Origin of the sequence: Acidaminococcus sp. HCP3S3_H5, from assembly GCF_052122235.1 — a bacterium.
Lineage (GTDB): Bacteria > Bacillota > Negativicutes > Acidaminococcales > Acidaminococcaceae > Acidaminococcus.
Genome location: NZ_JBQKCS010000002.1, coordinates 166,817 through 190,845 on the forward strand (window position 1 = coordinate 166,817; position 24,029 = coordinate 190,845).

Below are 24,029 nucleotides of genomic sequence, written 5' to 3' on the forward strand. Positions count from 1 at the left end.
CTGATAATTTGTGATGCCCTGATGCCTGTCAGGGATGATTTCTTTCAGTATATCCGTTTCCATCCGGAAAAACGTCAAAAATCAGTTTTGTCCATTACTTTTTTTCATAATAGGTAAACAGAGCCTGGGTCCCTAGGTCCCCCTTCCCTTCCTTGGCCAGGGAACGGTATTCCTTCAGCACCTGGTGGAGCACCGGCAGCTTCAGATCCTTCTTTTCCGCTTCTTCTTCCGCCAGGCCCATGTCCTTGATGAAATGCTTCAGGAAGAAGCCGGGAGCATAGTCTCCCTGGATGATCTTGGGCCCGAAGGCATTCAGCTGGGCACTGCCCGCCGCCCCGGTGGACACTGCCTTCAACAGGGTTTCCAGATCAAGGCCGTTGGCCTGGGCGTACCGGAGGGCTTCGCAGACTCCGGACAAGGCACCGGCAATCATGATCTGGTTGGCCATCTTGGCATGCTGGCCCATCCCTGCTTCTCCCATGTAGTTGATGTTGGTACCCATGCCCCGGAACACCGGCTGGAGCACATCGAAATCTTCCTTTTTCCCGCCCACCAGGATGGACAGGGTGCCGTTCCGGGCGCCGGTATCCCCGCCGGTCACCGGTGCATCCAGCACATGGAAGCCCCGTTTGGTTCCTTCCGCATACAGTTTCTGAGCCAGGGTGGGGCTGGTGGTAGTCATGTCAATGAGGAAGCTGCCGGGCCGGGCACTGTCCATAAGAGCCCCGGGGGCCAGATAGACTTCCTCCACATCCCGGGGAAAGCCCACAATGGTGATCAGGCACTGGCAGGCACCGGCCAGATCGGCGATGGAAGGATGAAAGGTAACCCCTTCTGCCTTCAGATCCGCCACTTTTTCCGGATGCCGGGCATAACAGTGCATTGCATACCCTGCCTTCCCCAGATTCCGCAGCATGGATTTTCCCATAATGCCCGTACCGATAAAGCCAATATCACGGATTTCCGTCATACAAACCCCTTCTTTCCGGAAAAATGCAAAACAAAACCACATCATTTAGAATCATTATAATTTATGGGAATGGAGGCGCGCAAGAGGGAATTGGATTGTCAGCTGACCGTTGACAAAGCCTCACATCCCCCTATTTCCCCTTGCTGGGGGTGATCTTCAGGGTGTTGATGATGTTGGTGAGCTTGTGGGTGTCTTCTTTCCAGTAGCCGTCATCCGCCTTGTTCCACACCACAGTCAGGGTATGGACCCGGTCCAGGTTGAACAGGGTCCACCGTTCTGCATGGAAGGTCATCAGAGGCTGTCCCTTCTGGAGCACTTGGAAGTCATAGCTGGTATGGAGATTTTCCACCCCGTTCACAATGGTGCTGGCCATGGGCTGCCAATTGCTGAACTTCACTTCATAGCCCTCCGGAGTCATTTTATGATAGATCCCTTCGATGCTCTTTCGGGTAATGTCTCCGAACTCTTTGATCTGGTCCCCTTTCAGGCCGATGTTCTGGCCGTACCGGGGCATTTTTTCCGGGCTGGCCACGGTCTTGAATTCCACCCACACCAGGTGTTCATCGGTATTCCAGGGCACCGGATCCAGTTTCCCGCTCTGGACGATGACGGACCCGGGGCTCTTCACCACTTCCTGGTCCGCTTCCAGCCATTTTTTCAAGAGCGGATCCAGGTCCGGAGCTTTCAGCAGTTCATCCCGGGTTTCCTGGCTCTGGAGGATCATTTCCGGAGGCACCGCAAAGGATTCCTGATCCCCGGCCTGGATTTCCACCCAGCCCGGATAAGAAGCCACATGGACCTGTTCTGTTTTATTGGTCTCTTTGCCGCACCCGGCTCCCAGAAAAAGGGCCAGCAGGCAGCCAAGGAGCATGATTTTCTTCAACATACGATTTCCCGCCTTTCTGATACGGGAATATTATAGCATAAAAAAAAAGGGGGAGTGCTGCACAGAACGTGCAGCACTCCCTTTAACTCAGTCCCCCACTGCCACCGCTGCTTTTTTGGCGGCTTTTCTGGCTTCGTACCGGTCCATGTTCCGGGCGAAGAGGCCGGCCAGGAAGGAACCGGTGATCTGATGGACGGCGGCGCCTACAGCAGCCGGGATGGCCACGGCAGGAGCGAAATACACGGCGCAGATGGACAGGGCCAGGGCGTCATTCTGCATCCCCACTTCCAGGGTCACGGAATGCTGCTGGGGTTTGCCCATACCCAGTTTCCCGGTGATAAAATATCCCATGCCGAAGCCCACCAGGTTATGGAGCAGCACCAGCACCACCACAAAGGCACCCAGGGCCACGATCTTGGCTCCGTTCACAGCCACCACGCCGCCCAGGATGGACAGCACCGCAAAAGCGGACAGCAGCACCAGCACTTTCTGAATCTGGGCCAGGAACTTTTCCCCTACGGCTTTGTGGACCAGGAGCCCCAGCACCAGAGGCACCAGGATCACTTTCATCACCGTGAGAGCCATGGAAACAAAGGAAACATTCACATATTCACCGGCCAGGGCCCATACCAGGAAGGGCATCATCACAGGAGCCAGCAGGGTGGAAACAGTGGTGACGGATACGGCCAGAGGCACATCCCCTTTGGCCAGGAAGCTCATCACATTGGAAGCGGTGCCGCTGGGGCAGGAACCCAGGAGCACCATGCCCACCGCCAGATCCGGGCTCAGATGGAACACCTTGGTGAGAGCAAAGGCCACCAGAGGCATGATGGTGTAGTGGCACACCGTACCGGCCAGGACTTCCTTAGGCCGCTGGAGCACCAGTTTGAAATCGGACAGATGGAGGGTCATGCCCATGCCGAACATCACCACACCCAGGAGCCATACAGTGTAATGGACGGACCAGGAAAAGGCCCCCGGAACAAAATAGCCGCCCACGATGGTAGCCAGCACCAGCCAGGTGAGATTTTTCCCTACAAAGCCACTTACTTTTGTCAACAGATTCATGTTTTACCCCTCCAAAAAATGTTTTCTGCAAAAATCAAACGGCTGATGGCTTCCCTGGGAGAAAAAGAAAAGCGCTTTGTCTCCTGTAAGAGACAAAGCGCTGTGCTCTGCGGTACCACTCTTGTTGTCGCTGCTGCGACCTCTTTACTAGCATCTCCGGATTTCCCTTCCAATGCCGGACAGAATAACGGCTGTCAGCCGGCCCCACTTACTTGGAATCTTTCAGCGGGCAGCTCCTGGGTGATTTTCCTTCTCCTCTCAGCATCCTGCCTCGCACCAAGCGGCAGGTTCTCTGGAATGTGAGACTGGACAAGTACTTTTCCCATTCAACACTGTCTGATGTTTTGTTATGGGCTTTATTATACGCTTTTGAGAAAATTTGTCAACAAGTTTTTTTCAAGTCCTCAATACGCGGACATCCATACGTCCATCAGAAGGGTCCCAGATGGGTAGCGGAAGCGTACCACATCACCACGAAGGCAAAGATCCATTCCAGCCCCAAAAGAGGAAAGGCAAACTTCCACCAGCGCCGGAGAGGCACACCGGCTACGGTGAGCACAGTCATGGTGGTGCCGCTGGCCGGGGTGATCATGTTGGTGAAGGCGTCCCCCATCTGGAAGGCCAGGACGGCGGTCTGCCGGGTGAGCCCCACCAGATCCGCCAGCGGTGCCATAATGGGCATGGTGATGGCTGCCTGGCCGGAGCCGGAAGGCACCACCAAGTTGAACACGTCCTGGACGATGAACATGCCGAAGCCCAGCAGAGAATGAGGGAATACATTCAGCCCGGCCGCCAGGTAGTAGATAATGGTATCCAGGATCTTGCTGTCCCCCATGAGCAGGGTCACCCCTTTGCACAGGGAAACCATCATGCAGGGCATGGCCATGTTCTTCACTCCGCCGATGAAGGCGTTGGCAAAGTCGTTGACGCTGAGCCGTCCCACAATGCCGGCGAACACCGCCATCATCAGGAACAGGGCGGCCAGTTCATCCATGTAGAAGCCGTATTTGATGACCCCCACCAGGATGGCGGCCACGGTGACCACAAAGCCGCCCATGATGATCTTCTGACGGCCGGTCATGAGCACATTATCCCCTTCATAGGCACTCAGGTCCATCTGGGGACGGTAGATCTGGTCATAATCGTACATGTAGCTGCTTTCCGGATTCTTCTTGATCTTCCGGGCATACCACATGGTATACACCACATTGATCACAATCAGCACCACCAGCATGGCCACCCGGACCTGGATGCCAGAGAACATGGGCAGGCCGGAAATGCTCTGGGCCACCCCTACGGTAAAGGCGTTGGTCACCCCGGCTCCGTAGCCCCCGCTTACAGCGGCCAGAGGCATGGCCACCGCCACAATGGAGTCGAACCCCAGGGCATAGCATACGGCCATGATCAGGGGCACAAAGGCGATGTATTCCTCGCTGCAGCCGGCAAAGGTGCTGAGACAGGTCATAATGGTGAGCAGCACCGGGATCAGCAGCATTTCCCGACCCTTCACCTTGGTGACCACATGGCCCAGAGCCCCGTTGATGGCCCCGGTGGCCGCCATTACGTTCAAAGCTCCCCCGATGATCATCAGGAAACCTACAATACCGCTGGCCCCTTTGACGCCCCGGGGCACCGCCTTGAACACGTCGAAGAAGCCGGCAGGATGCTTGGCGATGAAATGGAAGGTGTTGGGATCCACCACCATACGGCCGCTGGCCGCATCCTTCACCCGGTCAAAGATCCCGGCCGGGATCAGATAGGTGGCAATGGCGGTAAGGATCAGGATAAAGAAGATGATAATGATCGGGCTGGGTACCGATACTTTTTTGTTCACCGGTTTCTGGACGGTGTCCTGTTTGTTTTCTGTCATAACAACTCCCCTTTACAGCAGTTACAGACGGCAGATGGCTGCGGTCAGCAGCATGGTCCGTTCAAACATGGTTTCAACGATGGCATATTCCTGGAGAGTATGGGCTCCATCCCCCTGGACCCCCACGGAATCCAGGATGGGGATCCCCGCCTGGGCCATGAAGGAGGCATCGGAACAGCCCCCGGGATGAGCCGCACCGAAAGCCGGGATCCCGAATTCCGCAGCCGCCTGGTTCACCAGGGCCAGCAGGTGGTCATTGCCTTCGGTCCGTTCAAAGACGGGCATGAAGGCCGGGAATTCCACTTCTGTCCGGGTGCCGGCCACATGGGTCTCGGCGCAGATGGCCCGGATGGCTTCCTGGAGCTTGTCCTTGTCCTCATTGTAATCGTACCGGCAGTCCACTTCGATCCGGCAGGTATCCGGCACCGCATTGGAGGCCGTGCCCCCGGAAATGATGTCCGTGCTGACGATCCGGCCTTTGTCCAGGTCCGTAAGAGCCCGGAGGGCCACGATTTTGTGGGCCATTTCTTCAATGGCGTTGGCGGATTTGGTGTAGGCATTGCCCACATGGCCGGCCTTTCCGTGGACGGTGATCCACACATCCATGCAGCCTTTTCGGCCTACGGTGAGGCAGTTGTCCATCCGGCCGGTTTCCAGGTTGAAGGCGCACAGGCAGCCCTTGGCTTCTTCCGCCAGCAGCTGGTCCGCCCGGGACCCCTGGTGGGTGATTTCCTCATCGGGGACGAAAAGCAGTTTGATGGGATGCCGGTCATAGCCGATTTTTTCCAGCACTTTGGCCAGGTAGACCGCCATGACAATCCCCCCCTTCATGTCGCAGACCCCGGGGCCATAGGCCTTTCCTTCCTTGATGGTGAAGGGATTTTCCGGGTAGCTGCCGTTGGGGAACACCGTATCCAGGTGTCCGCTCAGGAGGATGGGCTGGCCGGCCCTTTCCTTCCCGGACCAGGCCCGGATCAGGGGGACCGCCCCGGTTTCCACCAGTTCGCTTTCCATTCCCAGCTTCTGGAGATAGGCAGACACCTTTTCCATCAGGGTCTCCATCCGTTCTTTTTCCTTGCTGCCGGCCTGGAAGTTGATCAGATCCTTCCAAAAATCCAGCATGTCCTGCCGGAAGCTTTCCACCGCTTCCTGGATTTGTTTGTTTTGCTGCTCCATGGGTTTCTCCTTTGTACAATACAGCAACTTATCATCGATATTTTATACAGATATAGTGTATATTAATTTTTATTTTATCGAAAATCTTCGGAGTTGGCAATAGAAAAAAGGGGGTGTGAATTCTTTCACACCCCCTTTTTCACATAAAAAACAGCGCCAGTGCCGTGGTTATGATCCCGCACACACACAGGGATATGGAACTCATGGCACCCTGGATCTTGCCGATTTCCAGGGCCTTGCTGGTGCCTACAGCGTGGCTGCAGGCACCGATGGCCACCCCTTCCGCCACCGGATCCGTAATATGGAACAGTTTGCTCAGGAAGGGAGCCAATACCGCCCCTTCGATGCCGGTGATCACCACCGCTCCTGCGGTGATGCCCGGGATGCCCCCGCCGTTTTCCGAAATCCCCAGGGCAATGGCCGTGGTGACGCTTTTGGGCAGCATGGAGGCGGAAAAGACGGAATTGGTACCGAACAGATGGCACAGGGCCAGAGCCGCAATGATGCTCCCCAGGCTGCCGATGGTGCAGCCCACCAGGATGGGCAGGAAGTTCTCCTGGAGTACCTTCCGCTGCTGATAAATATTCAGGGCCAGCACCGCCGTGGCCGGTCCCAGGAGCATGGTGATCACCGACCCGCCCATATTGAAATGCTTCAGGGGCACCCCGGTGACCGTCAGGATCACCACGATCATCAGGGCTGACGTGAGCACCGGGTTGCACAGGAGCCAGCCGGTCTTTTTCTGGAGTTTCACCCCCAGGACCCAGCAAATGAAGATCAGGGTCAGGCCGAAAAACGGGGTACGGGTAAATGCATCAGGCATGGGAGGCTCCTTTCTTTCTCCACAGTTTCAAACAAATCTGGACACTCCAGCCGGTAATGAAATACACCAGAGGCGTGGTCACCAGGGTGATCACCAGGAAGGGGATCAGATAGTTTTTCAGGGTTTCCACATATTCCAGGGTCCCCACCACCGCCGGGACGAAAAAAATACCCATATTCCGGATGAAGAACCCGCCGGCATCTTTAATCTGCTCCGGTTTCAGGATTTTCCGGTACAGCAGAAAAGTCAGCACCAGCAGACTGATCACACTGTAGGGTACCGTAAAGGGCAGCAGCTCCGCGATGCCGATGCCGATCAGACAGACGCCGAAAATCAGCGCCAATTCCATGACAATATTCATGACTCCCCCCAACTACACTGCAAATACAAGACGTTCCGCAACACACAATATTAATAGTATATAGTATCAACGGCCGGAAGGGAAGATGTTTACTGTAAAATCTGACTTATTTTTACTTAATTAGCTGACAATTCTTCTGTACGAATTCAAATTTTATCGAACATACGTCATTGAGTTTTACATTGCCGTTCAATATTTTTAGAACGCTATGAAGAATTTATGCTTGATTGTTCGAGAAAAAGGTTTATAATGGGACCATAAATTGATTTCCAAGGAGGAAACAGGCAATGAGTGAGCAAAAACTCGAACGTTTGGAAAGTGATTCTATCGGCAAGAAGTACGTCCCCCGGGACGCCTATTATGGGGTGCAGTCTCTCCGTGCCCATGAGAACTTCCACATCACCGGTCAGTCCACTCATCCCGTCATGATCCGCAGCCTGGCGTACATCAAAAAAGCCTGCGCCCTGGCCAACCGGCAGGCAGGCACCCTGACTCCCAAAACCGCAGATGCCATTGTGGCCGCCTGCGATCAGCTCCTGGAAGGGAAATACCAGGACCAGTTCATCCAGGATCCCATCCAGGGCGGCGCCGGCACCTCCCTGAACATGAATGCCAATGAAGTAATCGCCAACATCGCCATCGAGATTTTAGGCGGGGAAAAGGGAGATTACACCCTGGTCCATCCCAACGATGATGTGAACCGGGGCCAGTCCACCAATGACGTGATCCCCACCGCCGGGAAACTGACCGCCCTTTTCCTGCTGGAAGACCTGTACAAAAGCCTGAAAGCCCTGAAAGAGGCCTTTGCCCAAAAAGGAGTGGAATTCGACCCGATCCTGAAAATGGGCCGGACCCAGCTCCAGGACGCAGTGCCCATCCGCCTGGGCCAGGAATTCAAAGCCTATGCCACCGCCCTGGACAGAGGGCTCAGACGGATCCAGTCGGCAGCCAGAGAAATGACCGAAATCAATATGGGCGGTACCGCCATCGGTACCGGAGTCAATGCAGCCCCTGCCTACTCCCGCCATATTGCCGAAGATCTTTCCCGGCTGACCGGCTTTTCTTTTACCCAGGCCGCGGACCTGATCGATGCCACCCAGAACATCGACAGTTTCGCCGCCGTATCCGGCAGCCTGAAGGACTGTGCCATCGCCCTGTCCAAGATTTCCAATGACCTGCGGCTCATGTCTTCCGGTCCCCGGACCGGCCTGGAAGAGATCAACCTGCCTGCCAAGCAGAACGGATCTTCCATTATGCCCGGGAAAGTGAACCCGGTGATCCCGGAAGTGGTGAGCCAGGTGGCCTTCCGGGTGGTGGGCAACGACACTTGCATCGCCATGGCCGTGGAGGCGGGACAGCTGGAACTGAACGCCTTTGAACCGGTGATCTTCTATTCCCTGTTCCAGAGCATCGACATGCTCCGGGAAGCGGCGGACACCTTGCGGATCAACTGTGTGGAAGGGATCACCGCCAACCGGGAACACTGCCAGCACCTGCTGAAAATGAGCGCCGGCATCGTAACGGCCCTGAGCCCCTACATCGGCTACGTAAAAGCCGCCAAGCTGGCCAAGGAATCCCTGGCCAAGAACATCCCGGTGGTGGAACTGGCCCGGAGCCGCCATTACCTCAGCGACACCCAGCTGGACAGAGTCCTGGATCCCTATAAGATGACCACGCCGGTGGCGAAATAAAAAAGCTGCCTTGCGGCAGCTTTTTTTATCATATGGTGCGATTGGCGCGAGTCGAACGCGCGACCCTCTGCTTAGGAGGCAGATGCTCTATCCAACTGAGCTACAACCGCATAACATGATTATTATAACAACTGCCGTCCCCGGAAGCAAGGTATACCCCTGCTTTTGTCAGGAAATGTAGACATTTTTCCTGATTCTCCCTTATAATATAAATTAACAGTTTATTCCGTCCTTTTATCCCAGGGGCGGTCCTCTGTATCCCTGAAAGGAGGAATTCCCATGACAGCCATCGAACAGGAACTGCTCCAGCTGGCCCGCACCATCCTCCATGCCTATTTTGAAAAAACGGATCCGGATCCTCTGCTGGCCCATCTGGCTCCTGATGTGATCTGGCTGGGGGCCGGGCAGGAAATGGAGGCGGAAGGCCGGGACAGGGTTGCCGCCATTTTCCGGAAGGGCCAGGATCAGCTGATTCCCTGCCGGCAGAGCCAGGAACGGTCCCTGGTGCGTCCTCTGGCAGAGGGACTGTGGCTGGTCCAGGTGTCTTCCCTGGTGGAAACGGATCCCTCCTACAAAATGTATCTCCAGGGCTACCAGCGCTGTGCCTTCTGTTTCCGGAAAAACGCCGCCGGCCGCTGGGAAATCACCTATCTGAACCATTCCATGGCCTATGAGGCCGTCCGGGAAAACGAGCTGTTTGCCATCAGCCAGGGAATCCGGAACTTCCGGAAGCTGAAGACGGCGGATCCGGACCTGTTCACCCCCCACGACAAGGAACTGATGTACCAGCTGATCCGGAAACTGTTCCATCCCCTTTCCCGGGAAGAACAGCAGGTCTGCCTGATTCTTTCCCTGTTCCCCCGTTTTTCCCGGGCCCAGGCGGAATTCCTCTGCCCCCACCCGGACACCCTAGCCCGGCTGGAAGAACACTGGAAGCGCAGCCCCTTCCTGACCTACGAGCCTTTCCAGGGGACCTTTGCCTTCCATCCGGTGTTCCAGGAATATCTCCAGAGCCAGTTCCAGTGTGAATCCTGGAACTGGCAGAAGAAAGCCTGTCTCCAGGCCGCCCGGTGGCAGCTCCGCAGCCGAGATTTTGCCCAGGCCCTTGCCCTGGCTCTCAGGGGAAAAGCCTGGCCCCAGGCCCTCCAGGCCGTAGAACAGGCGGGCCTTGCCATTTTATACCAGCAGCCTCCCTCCCTGCTGATCCAGCTGCTCCGGAAATGCCCTCAGGAGGAAAAAGCCCGGCATTTTGCTGGCTGCGGCCTGATCCTCCTGGCCCTGAACCTGCTCCAGTCCCCTCAGACCGCCCGGGAAGAACGGGAAATCCTGCTGGCCTCCCTGCCCGATGCCTGGACCTGTACCCCGGAAGACCAAGCCCGGATCCTTTTCCTTACGGCCCTGGACAGCCTGCCGGACCTGGGCGCCATGGAGCCGGCCTTCCGGCAGTTCTTCACCTATTGCCGGGAGCACCGTATCCGGCTGCCCCGGGATTATTTCCAAGGCATCCACCGGGGTGTCTCAGGTCAACTGGTGCTGTACTACCGCCGGGCCGGCAGCCTGGCCCGGAACACCCGCCAGCTCCAGGCCCTCTATGACGGCTGCGGAGAAGCCCTCCAGGGCGTCAGCGGTCCCCTGTGGCGTTCCACAGTGGCGGCGGAGCTGGCCTATCTCCAGGGGGAACTGTCCACGGCCGAAGAAGTGCTCCAGGCTTTTCTGATGCTCCCTGCCGGACCCTGGATGAACAGCAGCGGGCCATCATCGCTCTGTTCCTGATGCCCCGGATCGCCCTGATCCGGCAGGACCAGGAACAGTTCCTAGGCTGGAAAAAGCATTACCAGAAGCTGTCCCAGCTGATTACAGACCCCCTGACCCGGACGGACCTGGATCTGGTGGGGATTTTCGTCCAGAGCCTTTTGGAACAGCCTTCTCCCAGCCTGGCAAAACATCTGGAACGGATGAACAGCCTGCCGGATTATCCTTCCCTCCAGGGGATGCGCCAGTCCACCCGGCACCGTCTCCAGCTGACCATGGGCAGATACCAGCTGCTGCTCCTTTCCACCCGTCCCCAGGATGCCGTCCCAGCTCCCACTTCTTCCCAAATGTGCCGGTGCTACGATGCCATTGTCCAGATTGCGGCCCTGGAGCATACGGGCCTTGGGGAAGAAGCGGCCGCCCTGCTCCGGTCCACCCTGGCTGAAGCCCTGAAAGACAGACTGTACCTGCCTTTTGTTGAGCACCAGTCCCTGCTGGGTCCCCTGCTGGTGAAAGCCGCCCGGCAGCCGGAATTTGCCGCATTCCTGCAGGCGGTCCTGTCCTATTCCCTCACTCCGGCCAAAGGCCGCCCGTTGAAGGAGGCATCCTTCACTGCCCGGGAAAAGCTGGTGATCCGGCGGGTGAAAGAAGGCCGGACCAACAAAGAAATCGCCCAAGAACTGAACGTGGCGGAAATCACCGTAAAAAAACAACTGAGCCTGCTCTATCAGCGTTTCCAGGTAAAGAACAGGACCCAGCTGCTCCATGCGGTGGAGAAAATGTGAAAAAAGGAGATGTCACACAGGACGCATGACATCTCCTTTTTTTAAAACTTGTACGATACCCCCACATTCACTTCATGGGTCTTGGCATCGATGTCTCCTTTGAAATCTTTGTACTTGCTGTCGTTGTAGGAGACGTTGGCTTCCCAGTTGTCGGTGAAGGCATAGCCCACGCCCAGTTCATATTGGGTGATGTTGTTGCCGGTGCCGAACTTGGCCCAGCCGGTGGTCTTGTCCGTAATGGGCAGCCGGCCTATGGCCCCCACCTGATAGCCGCTGTTGTTGTCATGGTAGCCATGCTGTTTCAGCCGGTTCCGCACATAGCCCCCGTACCCGTACAGATAGGGATTGAACTGATAGATCAGGCTTACCTGATGGGACTGGGCCGAAGCATCATGGTCCCCTTCATGGGCTGCATACCGGTAATCCAGACCCAGGTTGTCGGCGATCCCGATGGTACCCCCCACCCGGTACCGGGAATCACCTCCAAAGTCTTTGGTCTCTCCGTGCTGTTTCCATTTGAGAGTATTGCCCACCGTGACGTTGGCATCGACTTTTGCAGCGCCAGGAGCAATCTTGGCCAGGGGAGAAGCACAGGCCACGGTCAAAGGCAGCAGGCTCAGCACTGCAGTGGCCATCATCATTTTTTTCATGGGAAATCCCTCCTTCAATGGATTCAAACATTCATCATTCTTTCATTATACACTTTTTCATCAATTTTCGCAAAATTTCACTGTTTTCCCCCGGAGAGCTTCACGGCCGCTGCGGCTGCAGCCAGGGCCGCTAGGGTGGGCAGCAGCCAGCTCATCCCCAGGGAAAACAGGGGAAGCTGATGGTAGCAGCCCAGCAAAGCCTGGACCGGCGCCGTCCCCTGGAGCCCTTTGGGCAGCACGCTGAGGGCATCCCCAAAAGCCGCCACACCGGCCAGCACCATGGGCCACCGGTACAACCGCCGGTCCTTCCCCAAAAGAGCGGAGGCAAAGGAGGACAGGATCAGGGTAATGGCCATGGGATACAGGAACATGAGGATGGGCACAGCCAGCACAATGATCTGGGTGAGCCCCACATTCCCGATCAGGAAGGAAATCCCTGCAAAGACCACACAGTAAGCCTTGTAGCCCAGGGTCCCGGGGAACAGTTCCTGGAAGGTGTTGGCGCAGGCAGTGATCAGGCCGATGGCGGTCTTCAGGCAGGCGAAGGTCACAATGGCCGCCAGCAGCATGCCTCCTACCGGTCCAAAATAGCCATGGGCGATCTGGGCCAGAGCAATGCCCCCGTTGGCGGATACCGCCAGCTGTCCCAGGCTGGAGGTGCCCAGCCAGGTGATCAGAGTATAGATCAGGGACATAAGGAACACCACAATGCCCCCTACCTTCAGCAGATCCACAGAAATGGTGGCCACATCCCGGACGCCCAGATTCTTCAGGGTATCGATCACCACCACGGAAAAGGCCAGCATGGCCAGTACGTCCATGGTATTGTACCCTTCCTTGAACCCGGTAAGGAAAGCATGGTCCACATAGTCTCCCTGGGGAAGGCTTCCGGCAATGGACCCCATGGGATGGACCAGGGCCACTGCCACCAGGATGGCCAGGAAAGCCAGGAACACCGGGTTCAGGAATTTCCCGATGTACACCACCAGTTTGGATGGCTTCAGGGAAAACAGCAGGGCCACTCCCATGAACAGAAAGGTAAACCCGGCCAGGATCAGGGTCTGGTTCTCTCCTACAAAGGGCACGATCCCGATCTGGTAGGACACGGTGGCAGTCCGGGGCAGGGCAAAGGCCGGCCCGATGGTCAGATACAGCAGTACTGTAAAGACCCGGGCAAAGACAGGGTGCACGTTTCCGGCCAGTTCTTCCAGGCTGCCGCTGCCGGAAAGGCCGAAGGCAATGAGCGCCAGGAAGGGCATCAGCACCCCGGTGGCAATGAAGCCGATGTTGGCGCTCCAGAAATGGGCACCGGCCAATTGGCCCATGTGCACCGGGAAGATCAGGTTCCCGGCTCCGAACAGCATCCCGAACAGCATGGAGCCCACAAAAAGATATTCAGCAGAAGTCAGTTTGTGATTGTTCATGGTGCCTCCTTATTTGGCGGTCAGGCCGCCATCCACGGAAATGATGGCGCCGGTCATGAAGCCGTTCATAGGGGACAGCACCGCACAGATCATATGGGCCGCTTCCTCCGGTTTTCCGATCCGTCCCATGGGATATACAGAAGCCATGGATTCCCGGGAATAGCCCCCTTCCGCCAGCTGTTTTTCCACCAGAGGGGTATCCACATCCCCCGGACACAGGCAGTTCACCCGGATCCAGGGGGCCAGATCCAGGGCCAGGGACCGGGTAAAGGCCACCACAGCTCCCTTGGAAGCGGCATAGAGACAGCAGCCGTAATTTCCTTCCAGGGCCGCGTCAGAAGCGATGTTCACAATGGACGGACCGTCCTGGACAAAAAGGTCCAGCAGGGCCTGGGTGAGGAAAATGGTCCCCTTCACATTCACATCCATCAGCTGCTGATAATCCTCTTCCGTTACGTCCTGGAAAGGCTTTTCCTGGTAGATCCCGGCGCTGTTCACCAGAAAATCCAGTTCCTGGTGCTGTGCCTGGAGTTCCCCGGCGATTTTCCGGCAGCCTTCCACGGTGCTTACATCTCCCTGGAGATACAGGGCTTCTCCCGGCAGCCCTGTGAGGCTCTCCACTGCCTTTTGGCCCCGTTCCGGATCCCGGCCCACCAGCCACACTGTGGCTCCGTCCTGGACCAGCAGCCGGGCTGCTGCCAGGCCGATGCCGGACGTGCCACCGCTGATGACCCCTTTTTTCTTCTCCATTCCGTATCCGATCATATCCACGACTCCCTTCCTGCAATTTGTTCCCCAAACAGAAAAAAAGGAGATACCGTTTCCACGATATCCCCTCTTTGTTGCGCTTGTTGTTCTTGCAGATATCTATATCTTACAGTTTCACAACGTTGGCAGCCTGTTCACCACGGTTGCCTTCGACAACGTCGAATTCTACAGCCTGGCCTTCTTCCAGAGTTTTGAAGCCTTCACCCTGGATTGCGGAGAAATGAACGAATACATCGCCGCCATCTTCCCGTTCAATGAAACCATAACCCTTTTCAGCATTAAACCATTTAACTTTGCCAGTCATCTTTACTTGGCCTCCTAAAAATTATTGCGAAAAACGATCCAACTATATGTGATACCTGCGTGAGTTCAACATTCAGTAAGTCCGTTGTTTCTGTGTTCCATTCTAGCATAACCCCTGGACTTTTACAAGCAAAAGAATTGCGAGAGTACAGACGACTCAGGGTATTTTCAAAGATTTTCGAGGAAATTGACGGACCAGCTCTTCTTTTTGTTTTTTTGCCAGTTGTTTCAGTGCATATTCCCGCTGAAGGGCCGTCCTTTTGTCCGGCAGTTCCTCAAAATAGGCCAGGTCCACCGCCTTGAAGGCCCGGGTGTATTTGGCCCCGGACCCGCGGCGGTGCATGGCCAGCCGGTGGACCAGGTCGTTTGTCCAGCCGGTATACAGGGCGCCGTTGGCACAGCGCACCATATAGACGTAGGCAGTCATTCTGTTACGATTTCCACCTTTTCCATCACCACGTCCTTCAGGGGACGGTCGGCGAAATCCGTGGGGGTGGAGCCGATTTTATGGACCACATCCATCCCTTGGGTGATTTTCCCGAAGACCGCATGATGGCCGTCCAGCCAGGGGGTGGCATCCAGGGTGATGAAGAACTGGCTGCCTCCGGTGTTGGGGCCGGCATTGGCCATGGACAGGATCCCTTCCCCGCTGTGGGCCAGGCCGGGACCGAATTCGTCGTCGATGGTGTAGCCCGGGCCGCCCATGCCGGTGCCGGTGGGATCCCCGCCCTGGATCATGAAGCCGTCGATGACCCGGTGGAAAATGACCCCGTCATAGAATCCCTTCTCCACCAGCTCCCGGAAGTTCCCGGCGGTTTTGGGAGCCTTGTCCTCAAACAGCTCCGCAGTAAAATCTCCCAGATTCGTATGGAAATGCACTTTTTTGTTCATGTTGTTCACCTCGTTGTTGTGGGGCTGCCTTCAGCAGCCCCTGGAAATCGTTTCTGTAGGGGCGGCAGGCCCGGCCGCCCGCCAAATCACCGTTTGTCCGTAGGGTTTGCGGGCCGCCCGGCGTGCGGCCCCTACGGTTCAGGGTTCAAAATCAATTGGCAAAATTGATTTCCAACGGCCGTTGACCGTTGACAGCTGACAGGAGGTGCGCCGCACCTCCCTAAAACTCCCTGATCACCAGATCCGACAGATCCAGATCCACCCGTCCTTTGCCCGGGACGGAGGCCAGGGCCACCAGACGTCCCTGGGTGGTGATGTAGAAATCATCCTTCTGGAGCCGGGCTCCTTCGCCCAGTCCGGCCAGCCGTTCCTGGAGCGCTTCCTGCCGGTTGGCTCCCAGGAAATAGTCCAGGGTCAGCCGGCTGCCGGTGGCCAGGTCGAATACCAGGGCATAGTGGAGGTCCGTGATCCGGGCCACCAGCAGAGTGGGATCAGCTCCTCCCTGGAGGGAGGATACATAAGCGTAGTTCTTCAGCCGGGTCCAGCTGGCCAGGCTGTTCACTTCCGACACCGGATAGCTCCGGTACAGGATGGGGGTCCCCTGGAACACCAGGCTCAGGATCTGCCGCCGGTTGTAGGTGACCTGGCACTGGAGCTCGCTTTCCACCGGGCCGGTAATGTGCCGGTACACGGACAGGTAGTTCCCCAGTTCCTGGTTGATCCGGTCCTGGACCTGAGGAGCCACCCCGCCGGTCACTTGGGGAAAGGTGGTCTCATACCCATCGTTGGTGATCTGCAGGGGATTCCGTTTGTCCCGGGGCCCGGCCCCTTCTTTGGCCGGCACCGCATACCAGCCGGTGACCCCGTCCCGGGTGGCCACCTTGGCCCATTCCAGTCCGTTGATCTCCCGTTTCCCGAAGATCATCCCCTGGGCTCCCTCCGGGGCCGGCCGGAGGATGGTTTCCGGCTTTTCTTCCGGCAGGCTGCGCAGGTAACCTCCGCTGAATATGACCCGTTCCATTTTGTGTTCCCGGTTGACGAATTCCACCCTTGCTCCCTGTTCCCCCTCCCCGGGAGCCAGGGCCTTTGTTTCCGAAGCCGCTTCCGTTTCTCCGGCGGTCTGGCTGCTTTCTGCCGTCTGGGACCGGCTGCACCCGCCGGCCAAGCAGCCCAAAAATGCCAGAACCGTCAGGACCAACAGGAAATGCCGGATCCTGCCACCGTTCATACCGGGTTCTCCCGGAGCCAGGAAGCCGCAGACAGCAGAGCCTTCTGGCCTTCTCCCGCCGCTTTGTTGATCTGCCAGGGATAGCCCACCGCATCTCCGGCGGCAAAAACTCCCTCCACACTGGTGGCCAGGTTGTCATCCACCCGGATGAAGGGACCATCCAGCCGGAGTCCCGGCAGGAGCCGGTCCAGAGGATCCGTTTCCCGGAGCAGGAACAGCCCCTCCAGTTTTTCCGTGCCGGCAGTGGTTTCCAGGGCTTCCACCCGTTCCTCTCCCAGCACCTTCCGGGGTTTGCCTTCCATGATCTGCACATTGGCAGGCCGTTTTTCCGGCAGGGGGAAGTCCGCCCACAGCTTCACTTCTCCAGCCACCCCCGCCAGGAATTCCACTTCTTCCCAGGCAGAGGGCAGATTGGTCACCACCCCGATGGTCTTTCCCCGGTACAGGTACCCGTCGCAGGTGGCACAGTAGGTGACCCCCTTCCCCACAAGGGCCGTTTCTCCCTCCAGGGGCTTTCCGTGGGAGGCTCCCGGGCACAGCAGGATGCTCCGGGCCTCGTACACTTCTCCCGGGGTGGCCAGATAGAAGTGCTTTTCCCGGGGCAGGATGCTCAGCACCTTGTGGGGGACCACCGTGGTCCCGGCGGCCTTCATGTGGGCGGTAAAGGCGTCCATCAGTTCCGCTCCCGACCGGTCCGGCATCCCCAGGTAGTTTTTCACCAGGGTGCTTTTCCGCAGGGCCAGGCCGAAATCCCCGGTATCCAGCAGCAGGGCGGACAGGGACCGGTTGGCGGCGGTCACCGCCGCACTGCAGCCTGCAGGGCCGCCCCCTACAATGGCAATGTCATACAGCATAGCTTTCTCCTTGTTTTCTTATCCGTTTATTTGAAATCCGCCACTTTTTCCAGGAGCAGTTTGGGCACATAATAATCCCGGGCCTCATCCACATAGTAGGCCAGTTTCCCTTCTTCCCCGGGCACCAGGGTGCTTTTGTGGGCGGGATAGCCCAGGGCCAGCACGGTGACCACTTCCCGGTCTTCCGGGATCTCCAGCAGAGCGGCGATCTTTACCCGGTCCACCGCTGCCAGGATGGCGCTGCCCACCCCCTGGGTCCAGGCAGTGATGGCCATGGCATCCAGGGCGATGCCCACGTCGATGCTGGTGATGGTGGGGTTGGCCTCCTTGGGCCGGGACACTACCACAAAGGCCACCGGCTGTTCCCCTTCCCTGGGGGTGCCGATTTCTTTGGGCAGGGCTGCCGCCCACCGGAGCAGCGGCTGCATGGCCTTCACGTTGGCGGGGCTTGCCACCACCGTGAACCGGAGGCTCTGGCCGTTCCGGCCGCAGCTCCGTTTCCGGGCCACATCCGCCAGGGTCCGCAGCAGGGCCGGATCCACCGGTTTCTGTTCAAAACGCCGGTAGGTCCGGCAGGTATCATACAGGGAAGCCAATTCCATTCCAATCACTCCTTTTTATTCCACTTCGGCCACATAGCCGTTTTCTCCGTCCGCCCGGAGGGCCAGCACATGGGGAGCCTGTTCCAGGAACAGCACCGCTTCCTGCTGGCGGATCTGGAGAGGACTGTTGAACACATCGGTGGGCACAAAGCCGTTCACCGGCAGCTGCCGGATCACCCCCAGGGAATCCTCCCCGATGACGGCCACTTCATTCAGATGGGTCTTGCCGGTGCCCCGGCGGCCGTAGCTGAGCACCAAGATATCCTGTTTTCCCGGACGGAAATCCAGTTTGTACAGGGCGTATTCCACCCCTTTCTGGAGGGTGCACAGGCCTACTCCGTCTCCCACCTGCCAGCCCAGCACCAGGACTTTTTCGCTGCCGGCGGCACCGGTAAGGCTGGCACTGATCTTCTGGGGAACCCCTTTCTGGAATTCCACCGTCAGAGGGGGCTGCAGCTGGCCGTTGGCGCTGAGGCTGTAACGGGGAGCAAAATACTGGGCCGCTTCCCCGGCCGCCGGCCCGCCCATCCCCAGCATCACGGCCAGAAGGGCAATTTCCCAGGTATTTTTCATACATCCACCTCCCCCAATGTTTGGGCTTTCATGATTTTTCTGTATCCTTTTTATTATACCCTACCCAGAGGAAAGAAGACAATTGTCTTTTCCTTTACTCCTCCAAGGCTTCCCGGAGGGCCTCCACTCCTGCCCGGATCTTTTCCTCTCCGATGCCGGCAAAGGACAGGAGGAATTCCGGAGGCCGGCCCGGTTCCGTACCCCGGACAGGGATCACCCGGACGCCTTTTTCCAGGGCCCGGGCGGCCAGTTCTTCTGCTGTCCCCGACCGATCCAGGGCAATGTGGAGATGGAGCCCGGAGCCGTAGCCCAGCAGCCGTACCTGGTCCCCGAACACGGCAGTCAGAGCTTCCTGGAGCAGCCGGCTCTTGGTCCGGTACAGGGTTCGGAGCTTCCGGATGTGCCGGGTCAGGTGCCCTTCTTCAATATAGGCCGCCAGGGCCAGCTGTTCCACAGTGGACGAGGTCTGGTTGTACCGGCCGGCAATGGCCCGGTAGGCAGGCAGCAGTTTTTCCGGCAGCACCAAAAAACTGATCCGCAGGGAAGGCAGCATGGTCCGGGAAAAGGACCCCAGATAGATGATCTGTTCCCGGTTCCCGAAGCTGTGGAGGGCAGGGGTGGGCCGGTGGAGGTAGCGGAATTCCCCATTGTAGTCGTCTTCCAGCAGGTACACCCGCTCCAGCTGGGTGGCCACGATCAGGTTGTTCCGTTCTTTTTCCGTCAGGGCCCGTCCCTTGTAGGGATTGGCGGGAGAGATCATCAAAAGGCCGGGCCAGTCCCCTTTGGGGTCTGCCGGATCGTAGGCACAGGTTTCCCAGCCCATGAGATGGAAGATCTGTTCCGCCTGGGGGAACCCGGGGGCTTCCAGTCCCGCCACCTTCCGTTCCAGCGGCAGCAGGGGCAGCAGCACCAGCAGCAGGGTCTGGAGACCGGCTCCCACCAGGATCTGTTCCGGCCGGCACACCACCCCCCGGGAAGCGTAGCTGTACCGGGCCAGCACCTTCCGCAGTTCCGGTTCTCCCTGGGGATCCCCGTATCCGGCAATGGAGGCGGGATTCCGGAGCACCTGGTTCAGGCACCGGCGCCAGAGCACCGTATCGAAGGTGGAGGTATCGATGTAATTGTTGGAAAAATTGTAAAGGACAGCCGGCCGGGCCGGATCCGGCGGGGTTTTCGGCTCCTCTCCCTCTTCCCGGGGCCGGTAGGCAGCCACCCGGTACCCCCGGTTGGGCAGGTTTTCCACCACTCCCTGGTCGATGAGGATCTGATAGGCTCCCTCCACGGTGGTCCGGCTCAGTTTCAGGTCCCGGGTCAGCTTCCGGATGGAAGGGAGAAAGTCCTGGGATCCCAGGTGGTGGAGCCGGATTTCCCGGCAGAAATAAGCGGCCAGCTGCCGGTAAAGGGGACCCGCCCCCGGCTGTACCCGGAAATTAAAAGTGGTCAGCAAAGAACCGTGCTCCTTTCAGTGCTGCTTTTCAGCAGGATCTATAGTCACGGATATTGTAGCATAAAAAAACAGAGTGCTGCAGACAACCTGCAGCACTCTGTTTTTCACGCCTGTTTCGCCATGATTTCCTTGGCTTTCATCAGGCGCACCGTACTGGCTCTTTCGTTTTCGCTGAGCTTCATGGTGATGTACTTGATGCTTTCCTGCATTTCCGGGATCATCACGTATTCCAGGGCGTTCACCCGCCGGCGGGTCTTTTCGATTTCATCCGCCAGCATGTTGCAGGTCTTTTCCACTTCCGCCAGTTCCAAAAGATCCGGCAGGCAGGTGGTCAGTTCCGTCACCGCCGTGTCCAGTTCCCCGGTGGTAAAGGCGAAGGAATAGGGCACCTGGGCCGCATCATCCGCCGTAGCCCCCGTATAGGTCAGGGTGGGCACGTCCACGCTCATCACATTCTTGCTCCCCACTTCGAACTCGGCACTCCGGGCCGGGTACAGCAGGGCTTCGTTCATGGTCAGGAACCCCATATGGGCCCGGGCCACCACGAAATGGTGGGACACGTTCTGAAGGGCTTTTTCCATCTTCAGCCGCAGCTCGTGGTTCCGGCGAATGTAGATCATGAACTGCCGGACCATTTCGTCCCGTTTGTCTTTCAGCAGTTTATGCCCCCGGACGGCGGTGGCCAGCCGGCGTTTCAGCCGGGTCAGCTCCATCCGGGTCGGATTCACGTTGGTCGCCATGGGTTATTCCCCCTTGCTGCCGTCCGCCGGTTTGTAGTATTTGTCCAGGTATTCATCCCGGATCCGTTTCAGCTCGCTGCGGGGCAGGATCCCCAGCAGCTTCCAGCCCAGATCCAGGGTCTCTTCGATGGACCGGTTGGTCCGGTACCCCTGGGAGACGTATTCCTTTTCAAAGGCATCGGCGAATTGGGCATACAGCTTATCCACCTTGCTGAGGGCGGAATCCCCCAGGATGGTGGCCAGTTCCTTGGCCTGTTTCCCCCGGGAATAGGCGGCGAACAGCTGGTTCATGGTATCCGCATGGTCTTCCCGGGTCTTGCCCCTGCCCACCCCTTTATCCTTCAGACGGGACAGGGAAGGCAGCACGTCGATGGGCGGCGTCAGCCCTTTCCGGTACAGTTCCCGGGACAGGATGATCTGGCCTTCGGTGATGTACCCGGTCAGGTCAGGGATGGGGTGGGTCTTGTCGTCTTCCGGCATGGACAGGATGGGGATCATGGTAATGGATCCCTTCTTGCCCCGGATCCGGCCGGCCCGTTCGTACATGGTGGCCAGGTCCGTATACAGATACCCAGGGTAGCCCCGGCGCCCCGGGACTTCCTTCCGGGCAGCGGACACTTCCCGGAGGGCATCGGCATAGTTGGTGATGTCGGTGATGATGACCAGCACGTGCATATCCAGTTCAAAGGCCAGATATTCCGCCGCGGTAATGGCCATACGGGGGGTCGCGATCCGTTCTACCGCCGGGTCGTTGGCCAGGTTGATGAACATCACCGCACGGCTCAGGGCCCCGGTCCGGTTGAAGTCCTGCATGAAGAAGTTGGCTTCTTCGAAGGTGATCCCTACGGCAGCGAACACCACGGCGAACTTTTCGTCGGTGCCCCGTACCCGGGCCTGCCGGGCGATCTGGGCAGCCAGCTGGGCATGGGGCAGACCGGAACCGGAGAACACCGGCAGTTTCTGCCCCCGGACCAGGGTGTTCAGGCCATCGATGGCACTGACCCCGGTCTGGATGAATTCCGAAGGATATTCCCGGGCCGCCGGGTTCATGGGTTCCCCATTGATGTCCTTGTATTCTTCCGGGATGATGGCCGGCCCCCCGTCAATGGGGCTGCCCATGCCGTCGAACACCCGGCCCAGCATGGCGGGAGACACCCCCAGCTGGATCCCGTGGCCCAGGAACCGGGCCTTGGCTGTAGCCGGCTGCAGCCCCTGGGAATCTTCGAACAGCTGGACCAGGGCCTTGTCCCCGTCCACGGTAAGCACCTTGCCCTTCCGGAGTTCCCCGTTGGCCTGGTGGATTTCCACCAGTTCGTCATAGGTTGCGCCTTTCACCTGATCCACCAGCATCAGAGGGCCCACCACTTCACGGATGGTCTTGTAATCCTTACGCATTTTCTTCACCCTCTTCCGTCAGTTCTGCAAAGGCCTGCTCCAGATCCCGGTTCAGCTGGCCGAATTTTTCCTTCCGTTCTTTTTCCGGAATGTACTTGGCACGGCCGATCTGTTCCCGGATGGGCATATCGATCAGTTTGTCCAGTTTCACATGCTTGGTCATGGCATCCAGGGCTTTCTCGTACCAGGTGATGATCAGTTTCAGCATGTCATACTGTTTTTCCAGAGAAGTGTAGGTATCCACTTCGTGGAAGGAGTTCTGGTGCAGGAAGTCTTCCCGGATGGACCGGGCACATTCCATGGTGATCCGGTCCTTGAAGCCCAGGGCATCGATCCCCACCAGACGGACGATTTCGTTCAGGTTGGATTCTTCCTGGAGGATCTCCATGGCGGTCCCCACCAGTTTGGACCAGTCGGGAGCCACTTTGGCGTCATAATAAGCCCGCAGCCGGTCGGAATACAGGGAATAGCTCTGGAGCCAGTCGATGGCCGGGAAATGCCGGGCATAGGCCAGGGCCGAAGACAGGCACCAGAACACCTTCACGATCCGCAGGGTGGCCTGGGATACGGGTTCGGAAATATCCCCGCCGGGAGGGGATACGGCCCCGATGGCGGAAACCGCCCCTACCCGGTCCTCCTGGCCCAGACATTCCACTTCCCCGGCCCGTTCGTAGTATTCCGCCAGACGGGAGGACAGGTACGCCGGGTACCCTTCTTCACCAGGCATTTCTTCCAGACGGGAGGACATTTCCCGGAGGGCTTCCGCCCAGCGGGAGGTGGAGTCGGCCATGATGGCCACTTTGTAGCCCATGTCCCGATAGTATTCAGCAATGGTGATACCGGTGTAAATGGACGCTTCCCGGGCGGCCACCGGCATGTCGGAGGTATTGGCGATCAGCACCGTCCGCTTCATCAGCGGCAGGCCGGTACGAGGATCGTTCAGAGCCGGGAATTCGTTCAGTACGTCGGTCATTTCGTTCCCACGTTCCCCACAGCCCACATAGACGATGATGTCCGCATCCGCCCACTTGGCCAGCTGATGCTGGATGACCGTCTTGCCGCTGCCGAAAGGACCGGGCACGGCGGCCACGCCCCCTTTGGCAATGGGGAACAGGGTATCGATGACCCGCTGCCCGGTGACCATGGGTTCTTCCGGAGGCAGCTTGGTCTTGTAGGGCCGGGCCACACGGACCGGCCACTGCTGCAGCATGGGATATTCCTGTACATTCCCTTTGCTGTCCTTCAGTTTGTACACCGGGTCCAGGATGGTGGCTTCCCCTTCATAGACCCATTCCACGGTGCCGCTTTTGCCGGGAGGCACCATAATCTTGTGGAGCACCGCCGGGGTTTCCTGGACCGTGCCGATCACATCACCGCCGGAGACCTGATCCCCCGGTTTGGCCACCGGCACGAACTGCCATTTCTTTTCCCGGTTCAGTTTGGGCACTTCCACCCCCCGGCTAATCCGGTCCCCGGCCAGTTCATAGATTTTTTCCAGCGGGCGCTGGATCCCGTCGAAGATGCTTTCGATCAGCCCGGGAGCCAGTTCCACACTCATGGGAGACCCGGTGGATTCCACCGGTTCCCCCGGCCCCAGGCCGGCCGTTTCTTCGTAAACCTGGATAGAAGCCTTATCATCACGAAGCTCGATGACTTCACCGATCAGGCGCTTGTCACTGACGCGGACCATATCATGGAGCTGCACGTCTTTCATGCCTTCGGCGACAATCAGCGGGCCGGATACTTTCACGATCTTTCCACTCACGATTGTT

24 protein-coding genes, 1 tRNA gene and 1 other annotated feature are annotated in these 24,029 nt (G+C 58.1%); of the genes, 3 read left to right on the forward strand and 22 right to left on the reverse strand.

Annotated elements, in window-relative coordinates:
• Positions 1-94: 94 nt before the first annotated feature.
• The 7 genes from ACTQY5_RS03225 to ACTQY5_RS03255 form a co-directional block, all read right to left on the reverse strand.
• Positions 95-970 (reverse strand): NAD(P)-dependent oxidoreductase, encoded by an 876-nt coding sequence (locus tag ACTQY5_RS03225; protein WP_308664037.1) that lies wholly within the window; start codon positions 968-970, stop codon positions 95-97.
• A 130-nt stretch (positions 971-1,100) separates the two neighbouring features.
• A complete protein-coding gene (locus ACTQY5_RS03230) occupies positions 1,101-1,856 on the reverse strand; it encodes a hypothetical protein (protein WP_308664036.1) in 756 nt (251 codons plus the stop codon).
• Between the two features lie 87 nt (positions 1,857-1,943).
• Positions 1,944-2,924 carry a bile acid:sodium symporter family protein gene (locus ACTQY5_RS03235; protein ID WP_022488007.1) on the reverse strand — a complete coding sequence of 327 codons (981 nt, stop codon included), beginning with the start codon at positions 2,922-2,924 and terminating at the stop codon, positions 1,944-1,946.
• Between the two features lie 85 nt (positions 2,925-3,009).
• Positions 3,010-3,263: a binding site (T-box leader), on the reverse strand.
• 91 nt (positions 3,264-3,354) lie between these two features.
• A complete protein-coding gene (locus tag ACTQY5_RS03240) occupies positions 3,355-4,794 on the reverse strand; it encodes a YfcC family protein (RefSeq protein ID WP_022488006.1) in 1,440 nt (479 codons plus the stop codon).
• A 21-nt stretch (positions 4,795-4,815) separates the two neighbouring features.
• Positions 4,816-5,970 (reverse strand): M20 family metallopeptidase, encoded by a 1,155-nt coding sequence (locus ACTQY5_RS03245; RefSeq protein ID WP_154487567.1) that lies wholly within the window; start codon positions 5,968-5,970, stop codon positions 4,816-4,818.
• A gap of 139 nt (positions 5,971-6,109) precedes the next feature.
• The gene (locus ACTQY5_RS03250) at positions 6,110-6,793 is read right to left on the reverse strand and encodes an LrgB family protein (RefSeq protein WP_302573757.1); all 684 of its coding nucleotides are present in this window, start codon (positions 6,791-6,793) and stop codon (positions 6,110-6,112) included.
• On the reverse strand, positions 6,786-7,154 hold the full coding sequence (locus ACTQY5_RS03255; protein WP_154487563.1) for a CidA/LrgA family protein: 369 nt from the start codon (positions 7,152-7,154) through the stop codon (positions 6,786-6,788). Before ACTQY5_RS03255 ends, ACTQY5_RS03250 begins: the two co-directional genes overlap by 8 nt.
• 287 nt (positions 7,155-7,441) lie before the next feature.
• On the opposite strand from ACTQY5_RS03255, the gene ACTQY5_RS03260 reads away from it, so the two are divergent.
• Positions 7,442-8,845 carry an aspartate ammonia-lyase gene (locus ACTQY5_RS03260; RefSeq protein ID WP_022488002.1) on the forward strand — a complete coding sequence of 468 codons (1,404 nt, stop codon included), beginning with the start codon at positions 7,442-7,444 and terminating at the stop codon, positions 8,843-8,845.
• Between the two features lie 33 nt (positions 8,846-8,878).
• On the opposite strand, the gene ACTQY5_RS03265 is transcribed toward ACTQY5_RS03260, so the two are convergent.
• Positions 8,879-8,955, reverse strand: a tRNA-Arg gene (locus ACTQY5_RS03265).
• 169 nt (positions 8,956-9,124) lie between these two features.
• Here ACTQY5_RS03265 and ACTQY5_RS03270 point away from each other — a divergent pair.
• Positions 9,125-10,618, forward strand: a complete 1,494-nt coding sequence (locus ACTQY5_RS03270; protein WP_441368804.1) for a hypothetical protein — start codon at positions 9,125-9,127, stop codon at positions 10,616-10,618.
• Positions 10,618-11,382, forward strand: coding sequence for a helix-turn-helix transcriptional regulator (locus ACTQY5_RS03275; RefSeq protein ID WP_441368805.1), 765 nt, complete (start codon positions 10,618-10,620; stop codon positions 11,380-11,382). Before ACTQY5_RS03270 ends, ACTQY5_RS03275 begins: the two co-directional genes overlap by 1 nt.
• A 41-nt stretch (positions 11,383-11,423) precedes the next feature.
• Here the strand turns inward: ACTQY5_RS03275 and ACTQY5_RS03280 are convergent, their stop codons facing one another.
• The 14 genes from ACTQY5_RS03280 to ACTQY5_RS03345 form a co-directional block, all read right to left on the reverse strand.
• On the reverse strand, positions 11,424-12,032 hold the full coding sequence (locus ACTQY5_RS03280) for a porin family protein (RefSeq protein ID WP_022488000.1): 609 nt from the start codon (positions 12,030-12,032) through the stop codon (positions 11,424-11,426).
• Between the two features lie 77 nt (positions 12,033-12,109).
• Positions 12,110-13,456: a branched-chain amino acid transport system II carrier protein gene (gene brnQ / locus ACTQY5_RS03285; RefSeq protein ID WP_154487557.1), complete on the reverse strand. Its 1,347-nt coding sequence runs from the start codon at positions 13,454-13,456 to the stop codon at positions 12,110-12,112.
• Between the two features lie 9 nt (positions 13,457-13,465).
• Positions 13,466-14,221, reverse strand: a complete 756-nt coding sequence (locus tag ACTQY5_RS03290; RefSeq protein ID WP_022487998.1) for an SDR family NAD(P)-dependent oxidoreductase — start codon at positions 14,219-14,221, stop codon at positions 13,466-13,468.
• A 109-nt stretch (positions 14,222-14,330) separates the two neighbouring features.
• Entirely contained in the window at positions 14,331-14,528 is a 198-nt protein-coding gene (locus ACTQY5_RS03295; RefSeq protein ID WP_009015310.1) for a cold shock domain-containing protein, read from the reverse strand.
• Between the two features lie 156 nt (positions 14,529-14,684).
• Positions 14,685-14,954 (reverse strand): GIY-YIG nuclease family protein, encoded by a 270-nt coding sequence (locus ACTQY5_RS03300; RefSeq protein ID WP_154487555.1) that lies wholly within the window; start codon positions 14,952-14,954, stop codon positions 14,685-14,687.
• Positions 14,951-15,418, reverse strand: a complete 468-nt coding sequence (locus ACTQY5_RS03305) for a peptidylprolyl isomerase (protein ID WP_022487996.1) — start codon at positions 15,416-15,418, stop codon at positions 14,951-14,953. The genes ACTQY5_RS03300 and ACTQY5_RS03305 overlap by 4 nt, the downstream gene beginning before the upstream one ends.
• 220 nt (positions 15,419-15,638) lie before the next feature.
• Positions 15,639-16,646 carry a hypothetical protein gene (locus ACTQY5_RS03310; protein ID WP_441368806.1) on the reverse strand — a complete coding sequence of 336 codons (1,008 nt, stop codon included), beginning with the start codon at positions 16,644-16,646 and terminating at the stop codon, positions 15,639-15,641.
• On the reverse strand, positions 16,643-17,500 hold the full coding sequence (locus ACTQY5_RS03315; protein WP_154487551.1) for an NAD(P)/FAD-dependent oxidoreductase: 858 nt from the start codon (positions 17,498-17,500) through the stop codon (positions 16,643-16,645). The genes ACTQY5_RS03310 and ACTQY5_RS03315 overlap by 4 nt, the downstream gene beginning before the upstream one ends.
• Before the next feature lie 26 nt (positions 17,501-17,526).
• Positions 17,527-18,102 carry a nitroreductase family protein gene (locus tag ACTQY5_RS03320; protein WP_441368807.1) on the reverse strand — a complete coding sequence of 192 codons (576 nt, stop codon included), beginning with the start codon at positions 18,100-18,102 and terminating at the stop codon, positions 17,527-17,529.
• A gap of 15 nt (positions 18,103-18,117) precedes the next feature.
• Positions 18,118-18,675 carry a hypothetical protein gene (locus ACTQY5_RS03325; protein WP_154487547.1) on the reverse strand — a complete coding sequence of 186 codons (558 nt, stop codon included), beginning with the start codon at positions 18,673-18,675 and terminating at the stop codon, positions 18,118-18,120.
• A gap of 94 nt (positions 18,676-18,769) precedes the next feature.
• Complete coding sequence (gene pdxR, locus ACTQY5_RS03330) at positions 18,770-20,122, reverse strand: MocR-like pyridoxine biosynthesis transcription factor PdxR (RefSeq protein WP_308664031.1); 1,353 nt, start codon at positions 20,120-20,122, stop codon at positions 18,770-18,772.
• Positions 20,123-20,226: 104 nt separating this feature from the next.
• Entirely contained in the window at positions 20,227-20,862 is a 636-nt protein-coding gene (locus ACTQY5_RS03335; RefSeq protein ID WP_012937587.1) for a V-type ATP synthase subunit D, read from the reverse strand.
• Between the two features lie 3 nt (positions 20,863-20,865).
• The gene (locus ACTQY5_RS03340) at positions 20,866-22,257 is read right to left on the reverse strand and encodes a V-type ATP synthase subunit B (RefSeq protein ID WP_441368808.1); all 1,392 of its coding nucleotides are present in this window, start codon (positions 22,255-22,257) and stop codon (positions 20,866-20,868) included.
• Complete coding sequence (locus ACTQY5_RS03345; protein ID WP_187287533.1) at positions 22,250-24,025, reverse strand: V-type ATP synthase subunit A; 1,776 nt, start codon at positions 24,023-24,025, stop codon at positions 22,250-22,252. The genes ACTQY5_RS03340 and ACTQY5_RS03345 overlap by 8 nt, the downstream gene beginning before the upstream one ends.
• Positions 24,026-24,029: the final 4 nt, after the last annotated feature.